The sequence below is a fragment of the Bdellovibrio sp. NC01 genome, from assembly GCF_006874625.1.
Taxonomy (GTDB): Bacteria; Bdellovibrionota; Bdellovibrionia; order Bdellovibrionales; family Bdellovibrionaceae; genus Bdellovibrio.
In genome coordinates, this window is sequence record NZ_CP030034.1 from 1,749,152 (window position 1) to 1,775,192 (window position 26,041).

The window sequence follows — 26,041 nt, forward strand, 5'->3', positions numbered from 1 at the left end:
CTTAGCTCTTTACTCCGTGAGCGCGAGATTCAGAAATACCATTAGAAGACATTTCGATAAAGAGTGCTTTCTCTTTAATTTCAGCAATGCTTGTTGCATTGATGTAGCTCATGCCAGAACGGATGCCGCCAGTGACTTCAAAAATCACGTCTTTCACGTGACCTTTTACTGCAACTTGCGTTGATTCTCCCTCTGGAGCCATACCTTCTGGAACGCCACCGCGCCAGTTGTCTTGCGCTGCACGTGAAGCCATACCGCGATATTGCTTTTTACCGTTTTTGATTTCGCCCGGCGTTTCGATTGTGCCGGAAAGCATGCTACCCAACATAACTGTTGAAGCACCTGCCGCAAAAGCTTTCACCATATCACCTGAAGTACGGATACCACCGTCAGCGATAACAGGTACGCCATAACCGGCTGCAACTTCAGCACACAATGCAATAGCTGTTAATTGTGGGACACCACAACCTGTGATGATACGAGTTGTACACATCGAGCCAGGACCGATACCAACTTTGATAGCGTCAGCGCCTGATTCAATCAAATCACGAGCGGCATCTGGAGTCGCCATGTTGCCCGCAATCAAATCAACTTGTGGGTAGTGATCTTTCAACCACTTCATCGTTTCCATCATTTGCACAGAGTGACCGTGAGCGATATCAATCGTGATCACATTCACACCTGCATCCACCAACGCTTTTGCGCGAGTTTTAAATTCTTCTCCAACGCCGACGCTGGCAGAAATATTTTTTACACCAGCTTCTTTCAAGCGGCGTGCTTGCGCTGCTTGATCTTCAATTGAAAGGAAGCGGTGAAGGATACCGATACCACCCAATTGATTCATCGCGAAGGCCATGTCGTACTCTGTCACCATGTCCATGTTCGCACTGACGATCGGAGTTTCGATGGAAACGTTTTTAGTCAGTTTTGTCGTCAATTGTGGATCACGACGAGAACGCACGTCAGAACGCGCTGGCATAATCAAGACGTCATCGAAAGTGAGACCTTTTCCACGGTGCTTAATATCTTTCCAGTTAAACATGAGAGTCATGTTTTCTTACCTCGCTTTGAAATACATTAAATAGAAGCTGTGTCGAAACCAAAAGCAAATAGGTATCAAGCAAGCTCAAGGCCAAGCTTGCAATCGGCGTCTTCCAAATCAAACGATACGAATCAAAGATGCTCGTAAGAATAAGAGGAATGAAAAGATGGAAGATAAATAAAATCGCGATGGCTTTAAACCAATGACGACGGAAAACGTGGCTAGAAGCTTTTAAAGCATCGATTTCGCCATTTTCATAACTGACTGAAGATGTGACCACGAACGGAACGAAAATCAGCTCTACGTATTTCCAAACTCCTGGAAGAATGAAGAGCAACGACCAACCCAAGATCTTGCCCCACGAGCGCAAGGTTTCAATAAACACTTGATTAAGATAGCGACCAAAAAAAGTCGTGATATTTTCCCAATGTTGTTGCGCCTTACTCATGGCGTACAAAGCTGTTGTGATTAAAAGAACTGGGAAGATGATGCTGCTGATGATGGAAAGGAAACCGAAGAAGTAAACTTGATTGATAGCGCCCAGAGGATTCTGCAATGCCTGTTCGACCTGAATATTGAGATATTGATCGATGTTGTTCGACACTATCACAAGGACGAAAAGGGGGAGGGCTGCTTTTTTAAATACCTTCAGGTTTTCCGCAAAAAAATTCACGTAAGTAAATAGACCCCAGAAGCCCCGGGTGGTCAAGAAGACACTTGTTAAGAAACAGGTCCCGAAAAAAGACCCATCGCGCGATACTAAATGTCTATGGCATGGAGAATTCTGGTGACCGGCGCAACCGGTTGTTTAGGCAGAGAAATCGTAAAGCGGCTCCATCAACGTGAGGTCGACTTTGTCGCGGCTTGTCGTCAAGACAGCATCTTCCCGGAAGAGATTCGCAATTTGACTGTAAATTATGAATCTCCTGCGGTTTTGGACCAAGCTTTCCGCGAAATAGATCTTTTATTCTTGTTGATCCCGTTTGCTGAAGACATGAAGCAATGGGCGCGAAATGCCATTCGTGCGGCTCAAAAAGCCGGTGTGAAGTTGATCGTGCGACCTTCTGTTGTGGGCGCCGATATTGAGTCGCCCTATTTATGGTTACGAACTGAAGGGGAGATTAATAAGCTCTTACAAGAAAGCGGCATTCCTTCGGTGATCGTGAAGGGCACGGGCTTCATGCAAAACTATTCACGCTTGTATGGCGATGCTTTGAAGCAAGGAAATCTTTTTTTACCAGAAGGCGAAGGCCGGGTCGCATATCTTGATGCGCGCGATCTGGCCGCTGTTTGTGCGGAAATTTTAGTAAATCCATTTCAACATATTGGCCGAGATTATGAAGTGACGGGGCCTCGCGCGATTTCAAATGCTGAAGCTTTAAGATTATTATCGCTCGCAGCTCGGCGCAGGATTTCGTACATCCCCGTGACGGAAGAGGCGACACGCAAAGCACTTTCTAAGGCGGGAGCGTCCCGTTGGTGGACGGAGTTTGTATTAAGCCGCCATCTTTCAAATCGTGATGGCATCGGCGAACTTGTGACTTCAACCATTGAAGAGATATTAGGACGTCAGCCTTTAACGTTTGAAGAATATTGCGATGAAGTGGCAGAGGAATTTCAAAGCCCCGCGCAGAATTTGGGACTTCGCTCGTAAACGGAAATTAAAAATGATAAAGCTGAAAAACTTCGTGCTCTGTCATGTGAGTTTTTTGTGACAGTGTCTTGAGTAACTCGAGTCCGGGCTTGATATTATTTTTAGTGAAAAATTCTTCGGTCATATCAAGATAGCTTTGACGAATCGTCAATAAATCCGGACAAAGCTTTTGTAAAAATAAAGCATCAATCACAGTGTAAGCAAAATGCAAGCGACTGTTGCGAGCTTTTTTCAAACGCTGAAGGATATTCTTCTTTGATTCTTCAAAGCGAGCATTGCTAATTTGATAAAGGAATTCAATCTGTGCCACATGAGGATCGTGACGACGTTCCTTTACAAAGTGATGAAATACTCGCGCTTTGCCGAAATGTCTGTGCACTAGATGGCTGCGACCTGCTAATTTGTAAACCACTGCAAGATAGAAGTGTCCGAAACTAACGCCGCGAACCCATCCCGCTTTTTCCGCGCAACGAAGCATGCGTTGAAACATAATCTTTGCTTTTAAATAATTTCCTAAACGCAAGTGTGTGCAACCAACCTGGAAGTACTGCAAAGAAATATGCAACATGTTTGGAGCTTCCTCCATTGTATATTCCAAGAGCAGCGCTTGTTTTCCGAATGCTAAAGACGCTTCGTAATGTCCTTCTTGATGTAGGAACTGCGCTTTGTAGTAGAAGTACCACGCGTGAATGCTCATATCATCGGTGTGGGAAAGAAGTTCTTCTGCACGCAAAAGATGATTTTGTGCTTCTGCGAAATTTCCGAGGTTGTGCTCGCGTGCGGCTTGCCACTTGTAGATCAATAATTTTTCAACGGGGCGGTTGAGAGCATCAGCAATTTCATCGGCGCGTTTAAGATACAGGCGACATGCTTTGAATTTACGAAGATAGTAAGAGCAAATTCCAATATGCTTATACAAATCCAAACGTTGTTCAGAAGAAAGAGCTTGCGGATTGAACGTTTTTAAAATGTCGAGATAGTTTTCCCAATCGCCATTGGTTCTGACTTTTTTGAAGAACTCGAAGGAGCACAACTGATCTAAAGTTTTGTTTGTTTTATGATTGGCTATAGGTGTGGCTGACTTTTTAAGTTGCTCTGGATTGACCTCCAAAGCGCCGGCTAATCGTTCTAAGGTTTCGAGTCGAATACGTCGGACCGACTCATTCAACCATCGCTGCACTGTCTTGGTGGAAATATCTAATTTCTTCGCAAGATCATAACGGGAGAGTCCCCGCGTGCGGAGCAAAGCCCGAAGTTCATTCGGGTCAATCTCTATTAATTCGCTACTCATATTGGATAGCATATTTATACGTGATCTTCCGGAGCGAAGTAAGGGATTTCGACAATAGATCTATATCCATGTCTAGCTGTGATTGCTAAAGCCATGTTACGTACACTAGAAATCATTCTTCCTTTGGAACCTAAGATCTTTGAGAAATTTCGCTTTGTACATTCCACACGAAAAACAGTGGTACGTTCGCCGTATTCAATCGCTACGCTGACTTCTTCGGGATGATCGACAATCAGGCGGAGAAACTCTTGAATCATAGTGCAAGTGAGTTCAGCGACTTCTTCACGTGACATCACCTTTTGTAAACTGCAAGACGAAGGACTTGTGTTTGAATTTCTCACTCTTACCACCAGAGGTTGCTTTATTGCCGACAATCGAAACTCCTAAATAGATTTTTAATTATAATTACGCTTCGGTAATCGACGACTGAAAAGTAGTACGGACATGAAGGAAGTGCCCGTGTCCTAGATGTCCTCTAATTAGGATTCGAAATAGTTAAGGGTGTCTTAAGAAATTTCAGCCTTGAGTGGAAGTGACGGAGTCCTTAGACTAAAGCGATGAAGTATGTTGCGGTCTTTTTCTTAGTCCTGATTTGTTCGAATGTGAATGCGCAAGTCCTTGCACAGAAAGATGTGCACTTCAGTGCGAACTTTGGAAAAGTGAAAATCGGTGAAAGTGCACGAGTTCATTGGAATCTTCGTGCGAAAGATTTTGATCTTGCGATTCAAAGTATTGATGTGAGTGGTTTGGCTTTTAAACTTGAAACCGATTGTCCCGTCACGTTACCAGCGCAGCAGCGTTGTGCGGTTGGTGCGGTTTTTACTCCGTCTACGGAAGGGGTCCAGCAAGGGCAACTTGTTGTTGATCTCTATACGGAAAAATTCGTCATTGATCTTGCTGGAGAAGGTATTAATTAGCGACACTGAAGAAGTTCAGTTGTTTTCAATGCGTAAAGTTGATTGTTCAAATCTGCAAGACGTTGCGAGTTTTCATACAAAGACAAAGTCCACGCATTATCCAAAGCGCCTAAAGACAAACCATCCAAAAATTGATTTGGAGCTTGCTCGATCAATGCTGATTGTTGCGCACGTAAAACTTCAATACGTTGTTTGATCGCTTCTTCAGACATCGTTACTAAAACTTTTTGTTCATTATGAATGTTTTCTTGAGCTTTGCTTTCGCTGTTTCTCATATTGATGATCACAGAAGCTGCAATAGAATTGACCGGAGGAATCGTCACTGCCGGAGATGCTGCGACAAGGGCCGCGCCTAAAAATTGATTTTGAATTCTTGCAGCGACAAATTCAGCAACGCCTTCGACAGCATTTGAATGTGCTGCGCCTGCTTTTCCTACAACGCCCACTGAACCTTCACCCACAAGTAAATATTCAGCGGTAAACAAAAGAGCGAGACTTGAAACCATTGTGATCAGAGAGCGATTATTCCATTTGACTGCATCGGTGTTCATATCCTTGAAGTTATCAGCGATCATTTGCGCATCAGAAGCTTGCATTTTATAAGCGCGTGACATGCGGGCGAGGGCTTCGCGATCACAGTTTTGAGCATGAGCCATTGTCAGGCTAGAGAAGGTTAGAGCTAGAGCTGTGACAGTCGAAACGAGCTTATTCATGAGTACTCCCAGTAGGTACAGGTTGATTCCGGCTCGAGCTATTTCAAGTCTTGTTCCTAGGTCAGATCGCATATATCTGCTTACACGCCGTTTTAGCTGTCTTAAAAATATACAGCTTGCAATCCTTGGCAATGCTACAAAGGGCAGCGGGAGCACATTGGCCCTGGTGAAGTTTTGACTTCTGACTTTTTACAGAGGCGTGAATTACTCATCGACAGAAAAATTAAAACAGCATTTTATCCCTCATGGATGCAGCTTCGAGATTTTCGAAGCGTTCACATGGGGGAATTATGAAAGCGTTTTTGAATTTAACAGCAGCTTCTGTTCTGACTTTGTTGGTTTCGCCGGCATTCGCATCAGACATCACTGCGCAAAGTTTAGTAGGTCGTTATCGTATCGAAGCACATGCTTTTGGTAAAAGTGCTGTCCTGAAATTCACGGTCTTGAATGATCATGAATTTGAAGTGCAAAGAATTTATGCCGATCATGAAGGCAAAATCTGCAATGGAACTTTCAAAGTAGAGCGCGAGAAAAAACCATGGCCATTTAAAGATGCGACGGTCTTTAACGGTGTTGGATCTTGTCCAGACGATCGTTCGAAAGTGGCTGACTTTAAGGTCAACTTTAAAGAAGAATCCATGAATGATCTTCGTAATGGTACCGAGGTCTCAGTAACAAGTTCATTGGCTGCTGGCATCACAGTAAAAGCTCAGATGCGTAAAGAGCAATAGCTTTAGTTAGCGTGAGCGCATATCTGAGTGCGCTCACAGCTCCGCAATTAGCTCGTAGGGCTGATAAATCTTAACAAAGATCCAACTTTTCATTCTGTCAAAAAGCGCTTATAAACTCCTCCATTCAATCTTTTGGAGGTAATTTATGAAACGCATCGTATTTGCTGTTCTAGTATCAGTATTGGCTTCTTACCAAGCTCAAGCTTCTTGTGACACGAACCTGACTTTGATTTGCCAAGGTGCTTTTCTTTCTGCTGGCAAAGCCGTTGTGACAGGCACTGCTTTGGATGGTTTCGCCGATGAGCATTGGGATGAGCCGTCTTTGGCAAACTGTGCTGCGACTGTGTATTTGACGAACGTGCCCAATACTTCCGTGCGTGTTTACGCGCAAGTTGAAGGTTCGCAAGTGGCGATTGATTCAGTAGCAGTGCAAACCTACCGCGATGATCAAAATCAATTGAGTGCTTATTATTCAAATACTGTGAACGCTACGCAAGCAGTTGGCGCAGTGAACACTGTTGGTGTTCTTAAATTGGCGAACCCAGTGAGCTATGGCCCGCAGATGATTATGATTGATAGTGTTGCGGTGGCTTGCCAAGTTCGTTAAGAATGGCATGTATAACTGTTTAATGAAAAAGGCCACCTTATTAGGTGGTCTTTTGTTTAGACGAATAGAACCATTGTGAGTACGTCGTCGTAAGAATCATCATCGAATTTTATACCCTTGATTTGGCGCCCTTCGATTTTGAATCCCAATTTTTCGTATAATGTGACGGCTGGGGTGTTTTTCGAATGAACTTCTAAGCGTAAAGCTTCAACGCGTGGATTAGCTTGCGCCCAGCTAATAAGTTCGTTCATCAATAAACGCCCAAGGCCTTTTCCCGTATATTCTGGGACAAATGAAAGTCCTAGCATCCCATGATGGGCGATTCGACGACGACCACCGACCTTGAAATCGGTCATACCGACGATTTTTCCGTCAATCTTCGCGACCAATAAAAGACCATCGGGGTGATCTGTGAAGTCACGGATTCGCTTTTCTTGCATTTCAACTGTGAATTGAAACTCATCTCCTTGAGTCAGGAGGTGCTTGCTTTCAGTCATAATTCTTTTGGCCACGGCTAGAAGCTCGGCGGAATCACTGATGCTTGGAGTTCCAATAAGAACATCGTTGCCGTTTTTTGTTTTGAACGTCTTGTAGGGAAGTATTGCCATGACTTTAACGATAAGCGGACGAGCAGGCAGATTAAATAAAAAAAGCACCTTGTGGGTGCTTTTCTTATTTAATGGTGCCTCGGGCCGGAATTGAACCGGCACGACCCTGTAAAGGAATCCCAGGATTTTAAGTCCTGTGCGTCTACCAATTTCGCCACCGAGGCATCGATAGAAGAGCCATGATCACTGCTTTTGCCAGAAAGGTCAATGGCTTGGCGCGGGTTCCCATTGCTCAAATTCAGAGCAATATCGATTCCTTATTCAGAAATCTGGCACTGCATCTGAAGATCGTAGTTCGCTTCGCCCAAGCAATCGATATTGATGTCGATTACGGCGTGAGCTGTTCCCGTTGCTGGGTTTGCGGAATCACGCGAAAGTGTGACGGTAGCATCATAAGAATCATAGTCGACAACTTGGCCTGAAAGAGACGTCTTATCGCCGGCGACGTCTACACTTTGAAAACTAAAAATACCACTAATTTGACCAACACTTTTACCGTCTGCAGAGACCTTCACGGTCATTGTTTCGCCGCTAGAGCTTTTGCAATCCCAAGTTTCTGCGTGTGCTGCTAAAGTTAGGAATGTAGTCGCCAGAAATAAAATACTTTTCTTCATAAATACTCCCTTTGATGTTTTAGTTTTTCCGTTCTCTAAGTTTACGTCGAGAACTTGCAGGCAAATATTGCTTATCAAAGAAAGAAGGCAAGTTACGAAGCGCTTCTTAACGAAACTCTAATAATGGGAATATAATTAATCCAAGGCGAAACGCTGTTTAGGAAAGCTTCTTTTTAAATTCCGCCATGTCGTCAGGAAGAGTGCTTGCGATTGTGATTGGCTCTTGAGTAAACGGGTGAGTGAACTCCAAGCTGTAGGCGTGCAACATCAAACGCGGGGCTGCTGGGCTCTTTAAGCACGGATAAATATCGTCACCGAAGATGCCCAAACCTTTTTCGGCCAGATGCACGCGGATTTGATGCATACGTCCTGTCAGAGGACGGGCTTGGATGAGCAAACCTTTTTTAAGGCGCTCAAGAACTGCGAACTGTGTATGCGCGACTTGTCCGCCAGAGCGCACCGACTTCATTTTCATCTTTTTTAAAACAGGATCCCGAACTTCGGCTAAGAAGTTTTTTTCGTCCCATTTTTCAGCAGCTTTACCCGTTTGAGTCAGGCACAGATAAGTTTTTTGAATGCGATGCTTTTTAAAAAGATCCGCAAGCGGTTCGTTGGCTTCTTTGTTTTTAGCAAAGATCATCACGCCCGATGTGTCGCGGTCTAAACGATGGTGCAGAGCTAGGTAGAAACCCGCTCCGCGTTCGTCTTGCAGTTGTTTTTTTAAGAGAGTGAAGAAGTTCGGTCTCTTTTTATCAACCGTTGGTTGTGAGGGAAGTCCTGCAGGTTTTTCTGCGATAATGAAGTACTCGTCCTCAAAGAGAATCTTAAAAATCATCTTTTATTGATCATGCAGAAATTCAAATTGGCTTCGATGAAGTCGCGTTGTTGCGCCAAGCCGTCTTTGCTCATCATGAAGTTTTGAACTTTGCATTTGTATTGTTTGAAAGCGTCAGCAATAGCTTGAACTTCATCTGGATTCATTTTCAATTTCCAGATTGTTTTTACTGCCAACCAGTTACGAACGTATTCGCAACGATAGTCTTCATTCGGTGGAAGATATTTTTCCGGACCGCTATCGCTCTTAGACATGTTTTCGTGTCCGCCAGCAGATACCAAGTGCGGTTTGAAGTACATATAGTTCGCGTACAGGCAGCGAGTTTTGTAATCCCACTCCCAAGCACCAGACAAGTAAGCATTTTTCAAAGGAACCAAGTGGTCGATTTGAATGCCTTTGGCTTCAGTCACTTCTTGGTTTGCATAAGGATCAAGCCATTTGCCAGATTCAACTGTGCACTGTCTTGTACCTTTATATGTCACATCGACTTCGCTATCACGAACCAGGACACGAGCGCGTGTGTTCATGCATGTATCGTCCATTGGGTCATTGATCCAGCGGCCGAAGTGAAGTTTACGAATATATTTTTCTTGAGGAACTGAAAGAGGCTCGTTGTGCGCAACCCATTTCAAAATATTGATAACAATGACTTTCGCCTTTGCTGCCAATTGAGCGGGGCTGAAGTCTTTCGTTAAGTCGAAAGTGCCAGAGACATTCTTTTTAGCGGGGACTTCGATTGTCTCTGTCGCGCTTTCATTCACAGTGTAATACTGTTGATAGGCGGGCTGTTGCGCTTGTTGCGTTGGTTGTTGCGACGAAGAATCCTGTTGCGAGCTTGATGCGCCCTCAACGTTTTCTTGTGCGTGAACTGATATTGAAACAAGAACTGCAGCGATCGACAGTGTGATTTGTGCTACAGCTTTTGTATGAATTTTCATTCCCCTAATGAAATTCATTATTCCCCCACTGAATGAATGGGGCCATTTAGCCGGAATCCGTTTTCAGATTCAACAAAACAATTTGTCAGTTTATCGTTAGTTTTTAACGCTCCACATTAAGTCGTGTCGACTCGTGAAAATTGCCGTGTTTTTGCCCACTTGTAAGCTTATTTCCTGCCAAATAGCGTCGTTTTTAGTAAATATTTCTATGTTTTCCGGCAGCCCATCAACCCTGGACTTCGAGTTTTTGCTTCTTGTACTCGGACAACGAAGGTCGATATTCTTGCATAGTAACTGCCTCTATAAATAGAGAGCGATCACCTTCAAGGAGTAAAAAAGTGAAATTGAAATCTCTGATCATGACTGCAGCCGTTGCCTTGACTCTTTCAGCTTGCGCTCACAAAGCCACAGAGACTTGCGCTTGTGGTAAAGATAAAACGGCTTGTTCAGAAACAAAAGAATGCCCAATGCACAAAGGTGAAGGTTGCGAGCACTGCAAAGGCGAAGAGAAAACTCCAGGTAAGTAGTTTTCTAGAGCACACTGAAAGTTTATTGAAAGCCTCGGCGATCGCTGAGGCTTTTTTATTATCAGTTATTATGCAAATCGTTAGCTTGCGTAATGATTTGATTTACCACTCATAATAAATAAGATTAGGTTCATGCTCTTTTGAAGGGGATGATACCGATGAAGATGAAGTCTCTTTTGGCCCTGATGTTAGTGGCCCCGTCCTGCGCTTTCGCGCTGAACTTGCAGGAATATCTTTCGACAGTCAGAAGCAAACACAAATCAATGCAAGCTTTCGAAGTACAAAAGGAAGCCGCGGATCTGCGTAAAGAAGCGGGTGATATTGATCTCGTTCCGATTCTTGCTGCAAGCATTTTCTATACGAATGATAAAAGTCCGTTAAATCAATTTGCTACGATGGGTGCATCGCAAAGTAAAAGCTATGGCGGAATGCTTGGCCTTCAGTCGAAATTTTCGACGGGTACGAGTGTTGCGGTTCAAGCGGAAGCTGCTGACTTCGACAATCCTGATGTGCAATTTACTTTTAATGGCAGAAGTCTTTCAAGATTCGGTACAGGTTCGTTGGGAATCTCATTGAGTCAATCATTGTGGAGAGACTTCTTCGGTCGCGCGACGTCTTTGCGCCGTGAGACGGATACCGTTGTCGCTGAAGCGCAAAAGGGCCGTTACGACTTGCAAGGTAAAGGTTTGTTAGTCAATGCGGAAGCCGCTTACTGGGATTATCTTTACGCTCTTCAAAATGTATCAATCAGTCGTGACTCTTTGGAGCGTGCGAAACGCATCGAAGCGTGGACGCGTCGTCGCGTTGCTGATGGGATTAGTGAACAAGCGGATTTGTTGCAAACACAAGCTTTGGTATCGACAAGAACTTTGCAGTTGATTGCGGTTGAAGACGATTTAGCGACAGCTCGTCAAGCTTTGCGCGATTACCTAGAGCTAGCACCTGGCGAAGCATTGCCGCCCATTGATGGTGATCTGTCGCAAATGCGCACGATTGCTTCCATGGTCGATGGCACAAAAGGAAAAGTTGTAAAGCTAGATGCTTATCTTTCTTATTTGGATGCGCGCGCACAGCAATTGTCTGCTGAACAAGTTGAAGATGCTTATCGTCCTGAACTGACTTTGGTGGGTTCATATAAAACGAATTCTTTCGAAGACAATATGCCGAAAGCAGCAGAAAAGTGGGCTGATACGCAACACCCAACGGCGAAGATCTCTTTAAACTTCACGTACATGTTTGATACGGACGTGAAAAATGCGGCTCGCAATATCTCTAAGAAAACGGCTTTGGCTGCGAAACTACAAAGCGAACGTCTATTTATTGATAGCGATAGCGCGTGGGTTGAATTGAATCGTAAATATTCAGAGATGACTCGCAGAATTCAAGCCGCCGAACAAACGGCGAGGTTGCAAGACGATCGCGCGAAAGCCGAAGGCGTTTTATTTAACAAAGGTCGCTCCATCACAAACAACGTTGTGAATGCAGAAGAAGATGCCGGTATTTCAAAATTGAACTTGGTTCGTTTGAAATCCGAGCAAAGAAAAATGGAGGCTCAAGGGCGTTTATTTATCGCCATTGAGGAGAAATAATGAATTTACCAAGTCTATCGATTCGTAGACCGATCACGATTTTATGCGTGGTCATTTTGATGCTGATCTTGGGTACGTTTTCACTGATTAAAATGCCAGTGGATTTGTTCCCCGATGTCACATTCCCGGTGTTGGCGATTCAAGTGATCTATCCAGGTGCCTCGCCGCTGGATTTGGAAAAACAAGTTTCAAAACCGATTGAAGATGAATTGGGAAGTTTATCTGGTTTGAAGACGTTAACATCTTCAAACTTAGACGGTGTTGCGCAAATCGTTCTGGAATTCAACCTTGGTACCGACATCAAAGAGATGGAGCAAGAAACGCGCAATCGTATCGGCAACATCCGTCGTGATCTGCCATCCGATATCGAAGAGCCGATTGTTCGTCGTTTCGATCCTGCCGATCAGCCGATTGTGACATTGGCATTGACTTCAGATTTGCCTCCGGGTGAAGCGTATGACCTTGCCAATGAAACTGTGAAGCCGTTGTTTGACCGTCTGAAAGACGTCGGCCAAGTAGAGATTTATGGTGGTCGTAAGCAAGAAATCCATGTTCTTGTCGACAAAAACAAAATTCAAGATCGTAAGATCTCGATGCTACAAGTTTCTAAGCGTATCATTGATACGTCGAAAGATATTCCCATCGGTAAAGTTTGGAATTCAAAGGATGAAACGGCTTTGCGTACGCGCGGGGAGTTTGAATCTTTAAAACAACTGGCTGAAGTGAATGTGAATTTCTTGGGTTCTGACCGTCCAGTTCTAGTCAGTGACATCGGTAAAGTGGTGCGCAGTCTTGAAGATGAAAAGACAGTGGGTCGTATTCAAGGTCAGAATGCGCTGTTGATGCAAATCTATAAGCAACGTGGTTCAAACACGGTGCAAGTGGCTGATGCCGTAAAAAAGAATATCGATAAAGCCAACGCCTTCTTAAAAGACAAAGGCTTGCATGGCGAAGTGAAGATGGTGCGTGATACGTCTCGTCCGATTCGTTTGAACGTTGAAGACGTGAATGAGTCGATCATCATCGGGGTCTTGCTGTGCGTGCTTGTGGTGTTCTTCTTCTTGGGTTCGGCGCGTTCGACGTTGATCACAGGGATGGCGCTTCCGAACTCCCTTTTGGGCGGTTTCGTGATCATGTATGCGATGGGCTTTACGATCAATTTGATGACTTTGCTCGCGTTATCGTTAGCAGTGGGTCTATTGATCGACGATGCCATCGTTGTCCGTGAAAACATCTTCCGTCACTTAGAGATGGGTAAAAAACCTAAAGACGCTGCTTTGGATGGTACAAAAGAAGTCGCGATGGCCGTTGTGGCAACGACTTTGGTTGTTATTGCAGTTTTCGGTCCGATTTCATTCTTGGGTGGTATCGTCGGTCAGTTCTTTAAACAGTTCGGTTTAACGGTCGTATTTACGATGATCATTTCGATCTTCGACGCCTTCACTGTGGCGCCAATGATGTCAGCTTACTTGGCTCATCCAGATGAGCATAAAAAAGGTGACGGCATCGTGGGACGTATGTTGAAAGCCTTCGATAATTTCCAAACGAAGCTTGAAGATATTTACGAGCACTTGTTGAAATTTACGTTGCGTCGTCCAAAAACGGTTTTGGCGTCAGCAGTTGTGATCTTCGTGTTGTCATTGGGAACGGTCGCTTTCATTCCAAAAACGTTCTTGCCAGCGAATGACGCCGGCGAATTTATGGTCAGTATCGAAACGCCGGTGGGTTCTTCATTGGATGCAACAGCTGCGTTTACCGCAGAAGTTGAAAAAGTATTCGATAAAGACTCTGCTGTTGATATCGTTGTATCAACAATCGGTACGTCTAATAACGAATCGAATAAAGCAAATCTCTTCATCCGCTTGGTTGAACGTAAAAAACGTAGCATGACGACGACGGACTATAAAGAAACTGTTCGTAAGAAGCTTGCCGGGTTTAATGACCGTGCGATTGTAGCTGTTGGTGATATCGATGCCGTCGGTTCTGGACAAAAACCTTTGAATGTCAACTTCACGGGACAAAATCTGGAAGAGCTGAATGCTTACGTGCAAAAAGTTGTAGAGCGCGTGAAGAAGATTCCGGGCCTGGTGGATGTTGATACCAACTTCCGTTCTGGTAAGCCTGAATTCCACGTGATCTTCGATCGTAAAAAATCGGAAGCCTTGGGTGTGTCGACTGTTACTGCGGGGGCAGAACTTCGTAACCGCACGGAAGGTAATAACGATGCGATTTATCGTGAAAACGGTATCGATTACAAAATCCGTGTACGTTTTGAAGAAATGTTCCGTGATTTGCGCACTCAGTTCGCGACGACATTGGTTCCGAATAACAATGGTAACATGATCCCATTGCCACGTATCGCAAAGGGTGAAGAGACGAAGGGCTATTCGCAAATCAATCGTCAAAACAAAAACCGTTTCATTCAATTGTCTGCGAACTTGGCTAAGAATGGTGCTTTGGGAACGGCTTCTGCTGAAATTGAAAGAATCGTAAAGACAGAGTTGCCGCCACCTCCAGGAGTTGATTATAAATTCCAGGGTCAAGCGGATGACTTTAAAGATTTGATCAATAATATGTTGATCGCGATCTTCTTAGGCGTGACGTTCATTTACCTGGTTCTTGCAAGCCTTTATGAAAGTTTCATTACTCCATTTGCGATCTTGCTTGCGTTGCCTTTGGCAATGACCGGTGCGTTCTTAGCATTGTTGATCTTTGGTAAGACGATCGACATCTTCTCGTTGATTGGTATCGTTTTGCTGTTAGGGGTTGTGGCGAAGAACTCGATCCTGCTTGTGGATTACACGAATCATCTTTTGCATGAAGGTTTGGAGCGTAATGCGGCGTTGTTGAAAGCCTGCCGTACACGTCTTCGTCCGATCTTGATGACGTCGTTAGCATTGATTGCCGGTATGATTCCAATCGCAATCGGTTTGAATGAAGCTTCTGCGATGAGAACATCCATGGGTATCGCGATTATCGGTGGTTTGATCAGCTCGACGTTATTAACGTTGGTGGTGGTTCCTGCCGCATTTGGTTTCATTGATGACTTCAGAACTTGGGTCCGTAAGTGGTTAGCTAAAATCAGCGGATATCAATCGCACTAAAAGAAAAAGCCCTCTTCGGAGGGCTTTTTTGTTTTTGAAGAAATAGACGGTTTTTTGTCGTCAAAGGTAACGGTGATTTTAATAAACTCCACGGAATGAACGAATTTCTTTTAGTTTATCTTCAAAGAGTGACCAGTCGTCTTTTTCAGCGATGGGTGCCCAGATCGATTCCAATTCGTCGATTAATAGCGAACAGCATTTTGTGCGAGTGAAGTAGGGGTGTTGTTCGTTTTCTTCGTTGGCGATTTCGAAACAATCTAGCGTTTCTTTTAATTTTGCAAATGACGGGTGAGTGTAAGCTTGCGCTTGGACGGAACGCGCTAGGCGTTCTGCTTTGGCTCCCGAGTGCAAATCAAAGAACGTTTGTTCATACAAAGGTTTTGCTTCATCCATAAACTGGAAGAAGTGCATCACCAGCTCTTCATTTAATTCGCCAGCGGCGGCCTCGTCTAATAAAGGATTGCGCAGATTCAAGCGCGATAATAATTTCGCGCGCATTTGGATGTTGAATTCATCGCCGAAGTCTTCAAGCAATTCTTCGTAAGGAGGTTCAGGGAAGGCAACTTTCAGTGAGCCACCCAATTGATGTAAATTCCAATACACCGCAGGCGGCTGACGCCCAAAAGCGTACAGACCTGAATTGTCGAAATAGGCGGCCGTAAATGTTGGATCGTAAGTTGGTAAGAAACGATAAGGTCCATAGTCGAAACTTTCGCCCGTGATGTTCATGTTGTCAGTATTTAAAACTCCGTGAACGAAGCCACCGACAATCCATTCAGCGACAGTCTTTGCAATATTTCGCGCAACTTTTTGTAGGAATAAAGCAGCTTGCTCTGATTCTTCGTGGTTTGCAATTTCGGGATAATAATGACGAATGCAATACGCCATTAATTTTTTAATATTTTCCGTCTGATTGTAGAAAGCCAAGCGTTGAAAAGTTCCAAAGCGAATATGACTGTGAGACATTCGCACCAGCACTCCCGCACGAGTCGGTGATGGTTCATCATGACGATCAAGACTTTCGCCAGTTTCGAATACAGAAAAAGTTTTGCTGGTGTTGACGCCAAGAGATTCTAAAAGTTCCGTAGCAAGAATTTCGCGGAAAGCACCTTTTAAAGTCAGTCGTCCATCACCACGACGTGAATAAGGAGTTTGCCCACTGCCTTTTGTGCCAAGGTCATAAAGCTTGTTGTCGCCGTAAGCTTGGGCGAACAAGAAGCCGCGACCATCACCGAGGTCAGGGTTGTAATGACGGAATTGGTGGCCGTGGTAGCGCAAAGCCAAGGGCTTTTGAATGTTGTTGGGAAGAGTTTTAAATTGCGCAAAGTGCTCAAACCACTCCACGTCAGAGAGTTGCTCAAGGCCAATTACTTTTGCGGCCTGATTATTCCTATAACGCAGTTTAAGCGCAGGGAAGACGGCAGCATCAACTTCGTCATAGAAGTCAGAACCTAATTCATATATGGGAGGAGTTTTCACTTGTGACACCCTTATTTTATGAGCCGATTCCTTTAGAAACGCAAGGCCGCTCGCGAAGTCTAGTTGACAGTGACTTGCATTTAGGAGACAACAGAGTGCTCGAGGTGCCTGTGGAAGATGCTAAACACTGTTGTGAAGTAAACCATGCTGAACACGATCAATTCGTGGAGCAGACGGATCGCTGGGATAAACTGGGCATCACTCTGTCTACGATTTGCGCTATTCACTGTGTGATCACACCGTTCTTGGCGTTAGCAGTTCCTGTGTTAGGTGAAACTTTTGAACAGCCATGGGTGCATTTGGTAATGGCTGTGTTTGTTGTGCCGACGGGTCTTTATGCGTTTTTCTCTGGCTATCAACATCACAAACAAAAGGGCCTGGTGGCCCTTGGTGTGCTTGGTATTATTTTGATCGCAATTGGTTTGCTTGCCCCGATCTCAGGGCTCAATCTCTTCGGGCATGACGTTATTACTATTATCGGTAGTGCTGCCCTTATTGTTGCCCACGTTTTGAACCGTAGGGCTTGTCACTGCGACAGGCATTAAGTCTTTGTGGTAAGCATAAACAACAGCGCCGTCTTTTAAGAGTGGAATCAATTTCTTAATGATCTGCTGAGAGACGGCGGGACAACCCCAGCTTCTTCCCATACGGCCGTATTTATCTAAGAAATCCATCGAAACATAAGTAGCCCCGTGCATGACGATGGCGCGCTCAAACGCACGGTCGTTCGATTTTTCCAAACCATACAGATACAAAGATTCGCCATGTTTGCCGACGTAAGATCCGCCGGTTAGATACAAACCTAAAGAGGATTTGCGCGAATCCGGGATGTTTGAAAACTTCTCGGCATCATCATCGCCGGTGTTTACTCCGTGCGCGACATAGAATTTTTCAACAGCGCCGGTATTAAGATTCAAAAGATAAAGACGACGAGACGACGAAGGTTTTGTGAAGTCGATGATGACCGCGTAGTTTTTGTTCGTGATTTCTTTTGTGACTAAGCGTTCGTCGGCACGAACTTTAAATTCTTTTTCAGAATTCAAATCTAGAAATTCAAATGTGCGCTGTAAGGCGGGCGTGGGGACTCCGGCTTTTCTGTAGAGATCGTAAAGCAAAACGCCTTTTGATTTTCGCGTGTAGAAAGAAGAGCCTGCGTAAACAGGTTGAGCGATAAAGGCAAGCGCTGCCAGGCCGTATAGTGGTTTCATTCTTCACCCCCCGATGAAGCAAATTTTCAGATGCAACCTTTGCGGAAATTCAAACTGTGTGCCGCGAAAAACGCGGCTGGAGGTGCAACAATTTGTTTCTGAGGTGAAATGAAGTGCTGCAGTGACGGCGATTTTTTGAACAATTCGGTAGTTTTTTCAAAAAATCTAATTGAAAACCAAATGAAAGGGCGTAGTATCGGGACATAAATTCAAATTTTGGAGGCATCTATGATCGATAACAAAATGAATCGTCGCGGTTTCTTTAAAGCTCTTGCTTCAGTAGTAGGAGTGGCAGCAGTCGCACCAACAGTATTGAATACAGTTTTCTCTTCACAAGCTAACGCTCAAGAAAAAAGACGTGGTTCAGCTCCAGCAGCTGGCGGCGCCGCTATGCCAATGGTTGATCCAAACGACGCTGTAGCAAAAGCAGTAAAATACGTTGAAGATCACAACAAATCTCCAGAAGCAAAAGGCAACCACTGCGGTACTTGCGGCTTCTACGCTAAAAAAGAAACTCGTAACGGCAAAGAAGTTGGCACATGCACAATCTTCGCAGGTAAGCTTGTTTACAACAACGCTTGGTGCGGATCTTGGAATAAAAAAGCCTAACGGCTACGCTGGAGTTATCTCCAAACACAAAAAAGGAGCCATTCGGCTCCTTTTTTGTTTTCATCTTACTAAGTTTTCTTATTAAGCCGGATTCTCTCTCAAAGCACGGCGCAGAATTTTTCCAACATTCGTCTTAGGCAATTCAGTTCTGAACTCCACCAATCTTGGAATTTTATAATTCGTCAAACTCTTACGAGCGTGAGCGATCACATCTTCTGCGGTTAAATTCTGATCGCGTTTTACGATCACAACTTTTACGATCTCGCCGGAGTGAGTATCAGGAACACCAATCGCAGCAACTTCAAGAACGCCTGGGTGTGAAGCAATCGCTTCTTCGACTTCATTCGGATAAACGTTGAAGCCAGAAACCAAGATCATATCCTTTTTGCGATCGACGATTTTAAAGAAACCATCAGCATCGACAGTCGCGATGTCACCCGTGCGCAACCAACCATCCGCCGTCATCACTTTTTCAGTTTCGTCGGGACGATTCCAGTAGCCCTTCATGACTTGAGGACCTTTCGCGCAAAGTTCACCAGCTTCGCCCATCGCCACTTCTTGATCGTTGTCGTTCAAAAGTTTTACGTCGGTGCTTGGAACGGGAAGGCCGATCGTGCCGACTCTGTCCGTGCCATCAATAGGGTTGCACGAAACGACCGGAGACGCCTCTGTCAGGCCATAACCTTCAACGATTACGGACTTTGTAAGCTCCATCCATTTTTCAGCAACCGGGCGTTGTAAAGTCATGGCGCCTGCAACGCTGATTTTCACTCTGCTAAAATCGATAGTTACAAATTCTGGATTGTTCATCAAAGCATTGAAAAGCGTGTTCACGCCCGCAAGAGCTGTGAACGGCGTTTTTTTAAGTTCTTTGATGAAGCCAGGAATATCTTTTGGATTTGTGATCAAAATATTTTCAGCGCCGTACTTCAAGAACGCTAAGCAATTCAAAGTTAAAGCGAAGATGTGGTAAAGCGGTAAAGCAGCGATTGCGACTTCTTGGCCTTCAACCAATTTTGGCGACATCCACCAGCGAATTTGCAACATATTCGCAAGAACATTTCGGTGAGTTAACATCGCGCCCTTGGCAACACCTGTCGTACCACCTGTGTACTGAAGGAAGGCAAGGTCATCGTGATTTGTTTTTACTTTTTCAACGGGTCTCATCGCGCCCAACTCGAGAGCTTGGCGGAATGTGTAGGCGTTTGGAATGTGGTAAGGGGGAACCATCTTCTTGATGTATTTCACAACCGAATTCACGAGAATTCTTTTTGGAGTTGGGAAAAGATCCGCAAGCTCTGTGATCACAACACTTTCAATCGCTGTGTCCTTGATGATTTGTTCAAGGTGGGAAGCAAAGTTCGCCATGATAACAATGGCTTTAGCACCAGAGTCTTTGAATTGGTGTTGCATCTCTTTCGCTGTGTAAAGCGGATTTGTGTTAACAATCGTCAGACCAACGCGCAAAGCGGCGAAAGCAACAACTGGGAATTGCAACAAGTTCGGCATTTGAATCGCAATGCGATCGCCTTTTTTAAGTTTTAATTCGTGTTGCAGGAAAGAAGCGAAGTCATTCACTTTCTGGTCAAGCTGACTAAAAGTGAGACTCACGCCCATGTTCGTGAAAGCTTTTTTGTTCGCGAATTTGCGAATAGACTCATCATAGATGTCAGTCAGGGATTCGTACTGGCTCAAATCAATCTCTGCAGGAATGCCTTTAGGGTAGTTTTTAAGCCAAATCTTTTCCATGATGTCCTCCAAGGTGCTTCAAGCTCAATCCTAGAGTAAGTATTCAGTCGCGGTAAAGGAAATTCTTGAGTTAAATCCAGGTCTTTGTAAGACTCTTTGTATGAGATGGATGGGTCGCTTGAGTATTTTTGCTGCACTTTTGCTAACAGCTTGCTTCGGTAAGAAGGAAGCTGCTGCGCCATCAGAACCTCCTGCGGTCGAGGCGAAGGTTTCTGCTCCGAAAAAACAGGACGCAGCAGCGACAAATAAGGATAAAGATCTAGGAAAAATCACGCGCTATTTCTCGCAAGCAGACGGAATTCACCGCGAAGCTTGGTGGGTCTTAACATCTGAAAAGAAACCGATGCAGAAAACTCCTTTCGGAAAAGTCGAAAGAGCTTTGCTGGCCTCTGAAAATATCAAATTGCCGAATAAATCCATTTTTCGTTGTGACCGTTACGTTGTTACGCGCAAAATTTTGAATCCCACGGGTTATCCGCAAAGTGCCGAAGTTTTAGAAAAGTGCAGTGAAAAACAAGCCGGTAAAAAAATTGCGGATCTTAACATTCCCAATGTCAACGAAGTCAGTGTGACGTTTTACCCGGATAACTTGGAAGAGATTCTGGGGCTTGGTCCCAGTATCTTGAATAAGCGCATTGAATGTACTTTGAAAGCGAACGATTCTGAAGCACTGACATCGTTGCAGTGTAAGAACTGGGCAGAGGATCGTACCAAAGAACAGATGATTCGTCTGGATACTTATGACTACGCCAAAGAAGGTAAAAATCTTTTAAAGTTGCGTGGCAAAGTTTTCGAAAATCTTTCTGACATTCGCAAGATTGAAGCGGATGTGCCGATGCAAGGTAAAATTCAAGTCGTTGAGACAGAGTTGTATGCACCGGTCGTAAAAGAAAAACCGGAAGATAAAAAGAAAAAAGAAGAAGGCTCGGCGGTCAGCGGTGTTCCTAGTAAATCGGAGGGCGCTCCAGATACACCTGCGATTGATCCTGATATTCAACGCGCTCAAGGTCATGGTGATCAAGTGCCGGCAGCGCCGCAAGTTTTATTGCCACCAGATCAGCAAGAGCCGCAAGCACAAACACCCGCTGCGGCGGCAAGCAGTCAGGGTTGGCCTTTGGATGAAAATGGCAACCCGATCACTCCAGAAAACTTGCCACCTGAGCAGCAACAACAGTTGATGGAACAACAACAGCAGCAGCAAGAGATGCGCGAAAATCCTGCGCCGATTGCAAATCCGAATATACAACCTCCACCGCAAGCACCGGGAGCACCACATGGCCGCTAAAGTTCAAATGGGAAAGAAAGTTCCTAATTTTAAAATCGAATCTTCGAATGGCGAAACTTTTAATTTAGCCGATTACAAAGGTAAGAAAGTGCTTTTGTATTTCTATCCAAAAGACAATACGCCGGGATGTACGACTGAAGGTATTGAGTTCAATGAACTTCTGCCTAAGTTTAAAAAGTTGAATACGGAAGTGTTCGGTATTTCGCGTGATAGTTTAAAGTCTCACGATAAATTTATCTGTAAGTATGACTTTAAGTTCCATCTTTTGTCCGATGAAGAGGAAGAAGTTTGCAAGCTCTTCGACGTCATCAAAGAAAAGAACATGTACGGAAAAATGGTGATGGGGATTGAGCGCAGTACATTCATCATCGATGAAGATGGAAAGCTAGTCGGGGAGTTTCGAAAAATCAAAGCCGCAGGGCATGCGGCTGAGATGCTTGAAGCTGTTAAAGCTCTTTAGATTCCAAACTAGATTTTAGTTTTGGCGAAGGCTCTACTTAGACTGTAGAGCCTTTTCTATTTTATCCAAACGCTGTTGAAGCTTGTCGTTTTGAATTTTCAACTGATCGTTCTGTTCTTTGAGTGATGCGATTTCACGATGAAGGATCTGACTGTCAGCGTGCCACTGAGAATAGAATTCCTTGATAGCATTGATCGCGACGTAGATGAAGGCACTGTAGTTAACGACCTTCAATTCTGTTTTATCTTTATCAGTGGGGTGCAGTTTAGCCATTTTCGTGCCGACTAAACTGGGCGCAACCTTTTCGATTTCTTGGGCGATCACACCCATTTGTTCAGCTTTAGTTTCAGCTTCTTCTCCTAAACCATTGTACTTGAAGTATTTTGGATTGATTCCTAAAAGCTCTTTCAGTCCTAAATCAAAGGCGTGAATATCTTTTTTAAGGCGCACATCGGAAGTGCAAGTTCCAAGCGTGCTTGAAGCATAACGTAAGCACGATGAAGTTCTAATATCACCAACAACGTCTAAAGGATAAGCTGGCGCTGTCGTTCCAATGCCTACAGTACCACTTGCAGTGATACGCATTCTTTCAAGCGGTGCGGCTGATGTTGCGAAGGTGATGGGTGCCGAGGCCCCTGTAGCTGAAATTTTCACGCCGTTTGTGATGCTAGAATTTGTAAATAAATTGAGAACGTCAGGAGATGCGCTGTGCGCGCTGCCTCCTAAAATAAGTCCTCCGGAAGAAGCCCCGTAAGCGGTGCCTCTGTTCGTTAGAACGACACCGGCTCGTGCGCTTGTTCCTGTGCTGTTGTTGTTCACGTTAAAGAATGCATCGCCATCGAAATCTTTTTCAAAGGCTAAAGGATCTGTTGGATTTGTCGTACCTATACCAACATTGCCTGCGCCTGTCAGAGTGATGCGAGGTGTATCTGCGGTAATTAAGTGCAGCGGAACATTTGAGCCTGTGCCGACTCCCATGCTGGAGGGAGGTGTTGTTGTATAAGAACGCAAAACCACTGAATCCGCTTTCGGAATAGTACTTGTGCCCCAAGTTCCGGTCGTGCCGGTGCTGTAAGCGATCATTTGTAAACCTGTGCCATCCGTTTCGATATCAATGGCGCTGGCTGCATTGTCGACGCTAGATGGATTGCGAACAAGGACTGCGGTATCAGCGGCTTGTGAGTTTAGAATGTGAAGCGATTTCGTGGGCGCTATCGTTCCAATACCGACGTACCCTGTAGAATCAATTGTCACGCGATCTGCAGTCGTCGTTGTACCGAGAGCTGTTGTTGCAAAGCTAATTCTCGAACCTTGAGTACTTGAAGTAAAGTTTTCCGCTGCATAGAAGTTAATGGCGGTTTTGCCACCGGTTTGAAAAGCAGAACCCGTGTAACCAATTGCAGTGACTTGACCAAGACTGTCGTTTGCGACAATTGCACCTGGCGTTGCCTTGGCACTTTTTGCGCGCAGCAAACTAAATGTTGGAATTTCTGTATCCGAGTAAGTCAAAGTATTGATTCGTCCCGAAGGAGATGTGCCCTCACCCTCAACTAAAATTCCTGCGCGATATGGCCATACGGCGGTAGCAGAGACTGGCGTTGTTACGTGAAATGGAACTTGTGGAGACGTTGTTCCCACTCCAATCAGACCATTCGGATCTATACGCATGCGTTCAACAGGGCCTGAAGTGTTCGGGCTCGTCAAGAATGTTAAGTGAGCGCTTTGCGCCCAAAGACTACCGTTTATGGCGCGAATCGAGGCGGACGGTAAGTTGGCGCTTGCTTTGACGAAATCAATTTGTGAAAGCAGAGCGCCCCCAGATTCCTTACCAACTAGTTCTAAGGAAGTAGGGCCTTGATTTGTATAGAGTGTTAAATAACGACTTGCACCCGGGACTGCGCCAGCAGTTGAAGTACCAATCGCTAAATTGCCTGACGTATCGAATGTTGCACGATCCGTGTTACCTGTACGCAAAACTAAATTAAAAGCATCCGTTGTGCCCAAGGTTGCGTTGGCACCAAAACTATTGCCGCCATTTACGAAGACACCGCCGGTTCCAGTTTTAGGAAGATCCGAAGAAGCAATCGCACGGAATGTCGGAGTTGCTGAACCTGTCGTCGGTCCCGCAAAAAAAGTTCCCGCTGTTTGTGTTCCAAATGCAGAGCCTGTGATTGAAATTGTAGAGCATGTCCACGTGCCCGTCGGTGAAGAGAATGTTAATGTCTGACTTGCCGTACAGTTGCCCGGCATCTGCGAAGATTTAATCAGAGAGCTTGCATCTGATAAATCTGCGGTTGACGGTAAAACGTTAACCCAATCCGTGCCGTTATATTTTAAATAATTTCCTGAAGCTAAAGAGGTTAGCGTAATGGCCTTGCCAGAAAGCTTTGCAATTGTAGGGTTTGGATAAGTTCCCGTCAGATCGCCGCCTGCTGTTGATAAGCCTAAGTTTGCGCGAGCTGTGGCAGCATTAGCAACGTCGCTAAGATTGTTCGCTGGATTCAAAGGAGTGAAGCCGAGTGAGCTTTGTTTGTTATTAAATGTATTCCAGTCGGTGGAAGTTAAATAACCATTTGTAGAGCCGCTTGCTTGAGTGATCGCAATATTTGGGCTTGAGCCGCCACTTGATGTTAACGGAGCACTCGCAGTCACTGCTGTGAGTGAACCCACAGACCCGCATTGCCATCCATTGGTCGTATCCCAAGTCAGACTTTGTCCTTGAGAAGAGCAAGTAAATGGTTTCAAAGTTGCGCCGGTTGAATTATCCGTCGCAACCAGGCGATTGATTCCAGGGTTTGCAAAAAGTTTCGACGTGGTCACGGCATTTGCCGCGATAGTTGGTGACGGATAGGTTCCAGTCAGGTCACCACCCGCAGTCGACAAACCTAAATTCGCGCGCGCTGTCGCTGCATTCGCGAGATCGCTTAAATTATTTGCAGGATTCAGCGGAGTAAATCCCAATGCAGACGAACATTGCCAGCCATTGGTTGTATCCCATGTCAGACTTTGTCCTTGAGAAGAACATGTAAATGGTTTCAACGTTGCGCCGGTAGAGTTGTCCGTTGCAACGATACGATTGACTCCGGGATTTGCAAAAAGTTTTGAAGTTGTTACTGCATTTGCCGCGATAGTTGGTGACGGATAAGTTCCCGTCAGGTCACCACCCGCAGTCGACAAACCTAAATTCGCGCGTGCTGTCGCTGCATTCGTGACATCGCTTAAATTATTTGCGGGATTCAGAGGTGTGAAGCCCAAGGCATTTTGTTTTGCTTGGAAACTTTGATAGTCAGAATTGGATAACAAACCGGCAGCAACGCCAGAATTTGCAGCGAGTGGTAAATTCAAAGTGTGCACACCACTTGAGTGAGTCCAATTCAAAATGCTGCCCGTTGCATTCACAGCAAGTGCATGCGCAGTTGCTAGGTCACCATTGATACTTTGAATTCCCGAACCGGTTGAGCCCAACTGATCTGCAACGCAGGTGAATGTGTTTCCTGAGTAAGTTAATACCTCACCCGAGGAACAATTCGCAGCCGGAAGTTGCGTTTTTAGAGCCACGTCGTTTTGCGAAAGTGTTCCTAATTTTTCTGAAGCTAAAGAATAAGCCGCGTACGGAACTGAGCGCACCACAGTATCAGGTGAAATCAATTGCCAGCCGAAACCATCCCAGAATGTTACGCGCAGTTTGCGGCCATCAGTCGTTGCTGCGCTGAAAGTGGACGTAGAGTCAGTGTTGTCTGAATTTGCGCAGGTATAAGATTTAGAATTATTAAAATAATCCAGGACCGTTGAGGTGCCTGAAGCCGGGTATTGACGTGAACCGGTGCCGATCGCAACGTCGAACACACCACTGGAGTTTCTCATGTCGATGCCTGATTTTAATTCTCGGTAAATAACGCACGAACCATCTGGGCTTGTTAGTTCGAAGATAAAATTGACGCCGTTGACTTCAAGAGGTTCTCCCGAAGACTTCATAATGCGTCCTTGATAGGTCAGCGATGAAGGAGCACCTTGCGCCGCAAAGCTAAGCAATACCAACGGTAAAGTAACGTACAGTAGTAATCCCATACACTTGATATCG

The 26,041-nt window shown here is 45.0% G+C and carries 24 protein-coding genes and 1 tRNA gene; 11 read left to right on the plus strand and 14 right to left on the minus strand.

Annotated features, from left to right (window positions below; translation table 11 throughout):
* Position 1: 1 nt before the first annotated feature.
* Positions 2–1,042: a guanosine monophosphate reductase gene (locus tag DOE51_RS08415; RefSeq protein WP_142696093.1), complete on the minus strand. Its 1,041-nt coding sequence runs from the start codon at positions 1,040–1,042 to the stop codon at positions 2–4.
* Positions 1,035–1,646 (minus strand): hypothetical protein, encoded by a 612-nt coding sequence (locus DOE51_RS08420; protein WP_246845500.1) that lies wholly within the window; start codon positions 1,644–1,646, stop codon positions 1,035–1,037. The genes DOE51_RS08415 and DOE51_RS08420 overlap by 8 nt, the downstream gene beginning before the upstream one ends.
* Positions 1,647–1,811: 165 nt before the next feature.
* On the opposite strand from DOE51_RS08420, the gene DOE51_RS08425 reads away from it, so the two are divergent.
* Positions 1,812–2,696, plus strand: coding sequence for an NAD(P)H-binding protein (locus tag DOE51_RS08425; RefSeq protein ID WP_168196414.1), 885 nt, complete (start codon positions 1,812–1,814; stop codon positions 2,694–2,696).
* Positions 2,697–2,703: 7 nt separating this feature from the next.
* Here DOE51_RS08425 and DOE51_RS08430 read toward each other — a convergent pair whose 3' ends face one another.
* Both DOE51_RS08430 and DOE51_RS08435 read right to left on the minus strand, forming a co-directional pair.
* Positions 2,704–3,987, minus strand: coding sequence for a helix-turn-helix transcriptional regulator (locus tag DOE51_RS08430; RefSeq protein ID WP_168196415.1), 1,284 nt, complete (start codon positions 3,985–3,987; stop codon positions 2,704–2,706).
* A gap of 14 nt (positions 3,988–4,001) precedes the next feature.
* Positions 4,002–4,328 (minus strand): KH domain-containing protein, encoded by a 327-nt coding sequence (locus DOE51_RS08435; protein WP_246845502.1) that lies wholly within the window; start codon positions 4,326–4,328, stop codon positions 4,002–4,004.
* A gap of 216 nt (positions 4,329–4,544) precedes the next feature.
* Here DOE51_RS08435 and DOE51_RS08440 point away from each other — a divergent pair, with 216 nt between their 5' ends.
* Positions 4,545–4,904, plus strand: a complete 360-nt coding sequence (locus DOE51_RS08440; RefSeq protein WP_142696097.1) for a hypothetical protein — start codon at positions 4,545–4,547, stop codon at positions 4,902–4,904.
* Here DOE51_RS08440 and DOE51_RS08445 read toward each other — a convergent pair.
* Positions 4,901–5,617, minus strand: a complete 717-nt coding sequence (locus DOE51_RS08445; protein WP_142696098.1) for a hypothetical protein — start codon at positions 5,615–5,617, stop codon at positions 4,901–4,903. The genes DOE51_RS08440 and DOE51_RS08445 overlap by 4 nt on opposite strands.
* A 290-nt stretch (positions 5,618–5,907) precedes the next feature.
* Here DOE51_RS08445 and DOE51_RS08450 point away from each other — a divergent pair, with 290 nt between their 5' ends.
* Positions 5,908–6,348: a hypothetical protein gene (locus tag DOE51_RS08450; RefSeq protein WP_142696099.1), complete on the plus strand. Its 441-nt coding sequence runs from the start codon at positions 5,908–5,910 to the stop codon at positions 6,346–6,348.
* Between the two features lie 145 nt (positions 6,349–6,493).
* Positions 6,494–6,955 (plus strand): hypothetical protein, encoded by a 462-nt coding sequence (locus tag DOE51_RS08455; RefSeq protein ID WP_142696100.1) that lies wholly within the window; start codon positions 6,494–6,496, stop codon positions 6,953–6,955.
* 56 nt (positions 6,956–7,011) lie between these two features.
* Here DOE51_RS08455 and DOE51_RS08460 read toward each other — a convergent pair whose 3' ends face one another.
* The 5 genes from DOE51_RS08460 to DOE51_RS08480 all read right to left on the minus strand — a co-directional run bounded on the left by DOE51_RS08460 (position 7,012) and on the right by DOE51_RS08480 (position 9,968).
* Positions 7,012–7,563 (minus strand): GNAT family N-acetyltransferase, encoded by a 552-nt coding sequence (locus DOE51_RS08460; protein ID WP_142696101.1) that lies wholly within the window; start codon positions 7,561–7,563, stop codon positions 7,012–7,014.
* 72 nt (positions 7,564–7,635) lie between these two features.
* Positions 7,636–7,727: transfer RNA gene (locus DOE51_RS08465), tRNA-Leu, on the minus strand.
* Between the two features lie 93 nt (positions 7,728–7,820).
* Positions 7,821–8,177 (minus strand): hypothetical protein, encoded by a 357-nt coding sequence (locus DOE51_RS08470; RefSeq protein WP_142696102.1) that lies wholly within the window; start codon positions 8,175–8,177, stop codon positions 7,821–7,823.
* Between the two features lie 157 nt (positions 8,178–8,334).
* Positions 8,335–9,012: an RluA family pseudouridine synthase gene (locus DOE51_RS08475; RefSeq protein WP_246845504.1), complete on the minus strand. Its 678-nt coding sequence runs from the start codon at positions 9,010–9,012 to the stop codon at positions 8,335–8,337.
* Positions 9,009–9,968, minus strand: coding sequence for an HNH endonuclease family protein (locus DOE51_RS08480; protein ID WP_246845506.1), 960 nt, complete (start codon positions 9,966–9,968; stop codon positions 9,009–9,011). Before DOE51_RS08480 ends, DOE51_RS08475 begins: the two co-directional genes overlap by 4 nt.
* A gap of 320 nt (positions 9,969–10,288) precedes the next feature.
* On the opposite strand from DOE51_RS08480, the gene DOE51_RS08485 reads away from it, so the two are divergent.
* From DOE51_RS08485 to DOE51_RS08495, 3 genes are all read left to right on the plus strand, one after another.
* On the plus strand, positions 10,289–10,477 hold the full coding sequence (locus DOE51_RS08485) for a hypothetical protein (protein WP_142696103.1): 189 nt from the start codon (positions 10,289–10,291) through the stop codon (positions 10,475–10,477).
* Positions 10,478–10,635: 158 nt separating this feature from the next.
* Complete coding sequence (locus tag DOE51_RS08490) at positions 10,636–12,066, plus strand: TolC family protein (RefSeq protein WP_142696104.1); 1,431 nt, start codon at positions 10,636–10,638, stop codon at positions 12,064–12,066.
* Positions 12,066–15,170, plus strand: coding sequence for an efflux RND transporter permease subunit (locus DOE51_RS08495; RefSeq protein WP_142696105.1), 3,105 nt, complete (start codon positions 12,066–12,068; stop codon positions 15,168–15,170). The genes DOE51_RS08490 and DOE51_RS08495 overlap by 1 nt, the downstream gene beginning before the upstream one ends.
* Before the next feature lie 78 nt (positions 15,171–15,248).
* On the opposite strand, the gene DOE51_RS08500 is transcribed toward DOE51_RS08495, so the two are convergent.
* Positions 15,249–16,649, minus strand: coding sequence for a protein adenylyltransferase SelO family protein (locus DOE51_RS08500; protein WP_246845508.1), 1,401 nt, complete (start codon positions 16,647–16,649; stop codon positions 15,249–15,251).
* Between the two features lie 230 nt (positions 16,650–16,879).
* Between DOE51_RS08500 and DOE51_RS08505 the strand changes: the two genes are divergently transcribed.
* Entirely contained in the window at positions 16,880–17,194 is a 315-nt protein-coding gene (locus tag DOE51_RS08505) for a MerC domain-containing protein (protein WP_246845534.1), read from the plus strand.
* On the opposite strand, the gene DOE51_RS08510 is transcribed toward DOE51_RS08505, so the two are convergent.
* Positions 17,087–17,857: a murein L,D-transpeptidase catalytic domain family protein gene (locus tag DOE51_RS08510; protein WP_142696107.1), complete on the minus strand. Its 771-nt coding sequence runs from the start codon at positions 17,855–17,857 to the stop codon at positions 17,087–17,089. The two genes, DOE51_RS08505 and DOE51_RS08510, sit on opposite strands and share 108 nt — an antisense overlap.
* Positions 17,858–18,085: 228 nt before the next feature.
* Here DOE51_RS08510 and DOE51_RS08515 point away from each other — a divergent pair, with 228 nt between their 5' ends.
* Positions 18,086–18,466, plus strand: coding sequence for a high-potential iron-sulfur protein (locus DOE51_RS08515; RefSeq protein ID WP_246845510.1), 381 nt, complete (start codon positions 18,086–18,088; stop codon positions 18,464–18,466).
* 81 nt (positions 18,467–18,547) lie between these two features.
* Here DOE51_RS08515 and DOE51_RS08520 read toward each other — a convergent pair whose 3' ends face one another.
* On the minus strand, positions 18,548–20,215 hold the full coding sequence (locus DOE51_RS08520; protein ID WP_142696108.1) for an AMP-binding protein: 1,668 nt from the start codon (positions 20,213–20,215) through the stop codon (positions 18,548–18,550).
* A gap of 100 nt (positions 20,216–20,315) precedes the next feature.
* On the opposite strand from DOE51_RS08520, the gene DOE51_RS08525 reads away from it, so the two are divergent.
* Both DOE51_RS08525 and DOE51_RS08530 read left to right on the plus strand, forming a co-directional pair.
* A complete protein-coding gene (locus DOE51_RS08525) occupies positions 20,316–21,500 on the plus strand; it encodes a hypothetical protein (protein ID WP_210415580.1) in 1,185 nt (394 codons plus the stop codon).
* Entirely contained in the window at positions 21,490–21,960 is a 471-nt protein-coding gene (locus tag DOE51_RS08530) for a peroxiredoxin (RefSeq protein ID WP_142696109.1), read from the plus strand. The genes DOE51_RS08525 and DOE51_RS08530 overlap by 11 nt, the downstream gene beginning before the upstream one ends.
* Positions 21,961–21,993: 33 nt before the next feature.
* Here the strand turns inward: DOE51_RS08530 and DOE51_RS08535 are convergent, their stop codons facing one another.
* Entirely contained in the window at positions 21,994–26,028 is a 4,035-nt protein-coding gene (locus DOE51_RS08535; protein ID WP_142696110.1) for a tail fiber domain-containing protein, read from the minus strand.
* Between the last annotated feature and the right edge of the window lie 13 nt (positions 26,029–26,041).

What these genes read in the sequence shown, in the direction of transcription:
- DOE51_RS08415 (WP_142696093.1), bottom strand. Translation starts at nt 1,042, where the DNA reads ATGTTTAACTGGAAAGATATTAAGCACCGTGGAAAAGGTCTCACTTTC.
- DOE51_RS08425 (WP_168196414.1), top strand. Translation starts at nt 1,812, where the DNA reads ATGGCATGGAGAATTCTGGTGACCGGCGCAACCGGTTGTTTAGGCAGA.
- DOE51_RS08430 (WP_168196415.1), bottom strand. Translation starts at nt 3,987, where the DNA reads ATGAGTAGCGAATTAATAGAGATTGACCCGAATGAACTTCGGGCTTTG.
- DOE51_RS08440 (WP_142696097.1), top strand. Translation starts at nt 4,545, where the DNA reads ATGAAGTATGTTGCGGTCTTTTTCTTAGTCCTGATTTGTTCGAATGTG.
- DOE51_RS08445 (WP_142696098.1), bottom strand. Translation starts at nt 5,617, where the DNA reads ATGAATAAGCTCGTTTCGACTGTCACAGCTCTAGCTCTAACCTTCTCT.
- DOE51_RS08450 (WP_142696099.1), top strand. Translation starts at nt 5,908, where the DNA reads ATGAAAGCGTTTTTGAATTTAACAGCAGCTTCTGTTCTGACTTTGTTG.
- DOE51_RS08455 (WP_142696100.1), top strand. Translation starts at nt 6,494, where the DNA reads ATGAAACGCATCGTATTTGCTGTTCTAGTATCAGTATTGGCTTCTTAC.
- DOE51_RS08460 (WP_142696101.1), bottom strand. Translation starts at nt 7,563, where the DNA reads ATGGCAATACTTCCCTACAAGACGTTCAAAACAAAAAACGGCAACGAT.
- DOE51_RS08470 (WP_142696102.1), bottom strand. Translation starts at nt 8,177, where the DNA reads ATGAAGAAAAGTATTTTATTTCTGGCGACTACATTCCTAACTTTAGCA.
- DOE51_RS08475 (WP_246845504.1), bottom strand. Translation starts at nt 9,012, where the DNA reads ATGATTTTTAAGATTCTCTTTGAGGACGAGTACTTCATTATCGCAGAA.
- DOE51_RS08480 (WP_246845506.1), bottom strand. Translation starts at nt 9,968, where the DNA reads ATGAATTTCATTAGGGGAATGAAAATTCATACAAAAGCTGTAGCACAA.
- DOE51_RS08490 (WP_142696104.1), top strand. Translation starts at nt 10,636, where the DNA reads ATGAAGATGAAGTCTCTTTTGGCCCTGATGTTAGTGGCCCCGTCCTGC.
- DOE51_RS08495 (WP_142696105.1), top strand. Translation starts at nt 12,066, where the DNA reads ATGAATTTACCAAGTCTATCGATTCGTAGACCGATCACGATTTTATGC.
- DOE51_RS08510 (WP_142696107.1), bottom strand. Translation starts at nt 17,857, where the DNA reads ATGAAACCACTATACGGCCTGGCAGCGCTTGCCTTTATCGCTCAACCT.
- DOE51_RS08515 (WP_246845510.1), top strand. Translation starts at nt 18,086, where the DNA reads ATGATCGATAACAAAATGAATCGTCGCGGTTTCTTTAAAGCTCTTGCT.
- DOE51_RS08520 (WP_142696108.1), bottom strand. Translation starts at nt 20,215, where the DNA reads ATGGAAAAGATTTGGCTTAAAAACTACCCTAAAGGCATTCCTGCAGAG.
- DOE51_RS08525 (WP_210415580.1), top strand. Translation starts at nt 20,316, where the DNA reads ATGAGATGGATGGGTCGCTTGAGTATTTTTGCTGCACTTTTGCTAACA.
- DOE51_RS08530 (WP_142696109.1), top strand. Translation starts at nt 21,490, where the DNA reads ATGGCCGCTAAAGTTCAAATGGGAAAGAAAGTTCCTAATTTTAAAATC.
- DOE51_RS08535 (WP_142696110.1), bottom strand. Translation starts at nt 26,028, where the DNA reads ATGGGATTACTACTGTACGTTACTTTACCGTTGGTATTGCTTAGCTTT.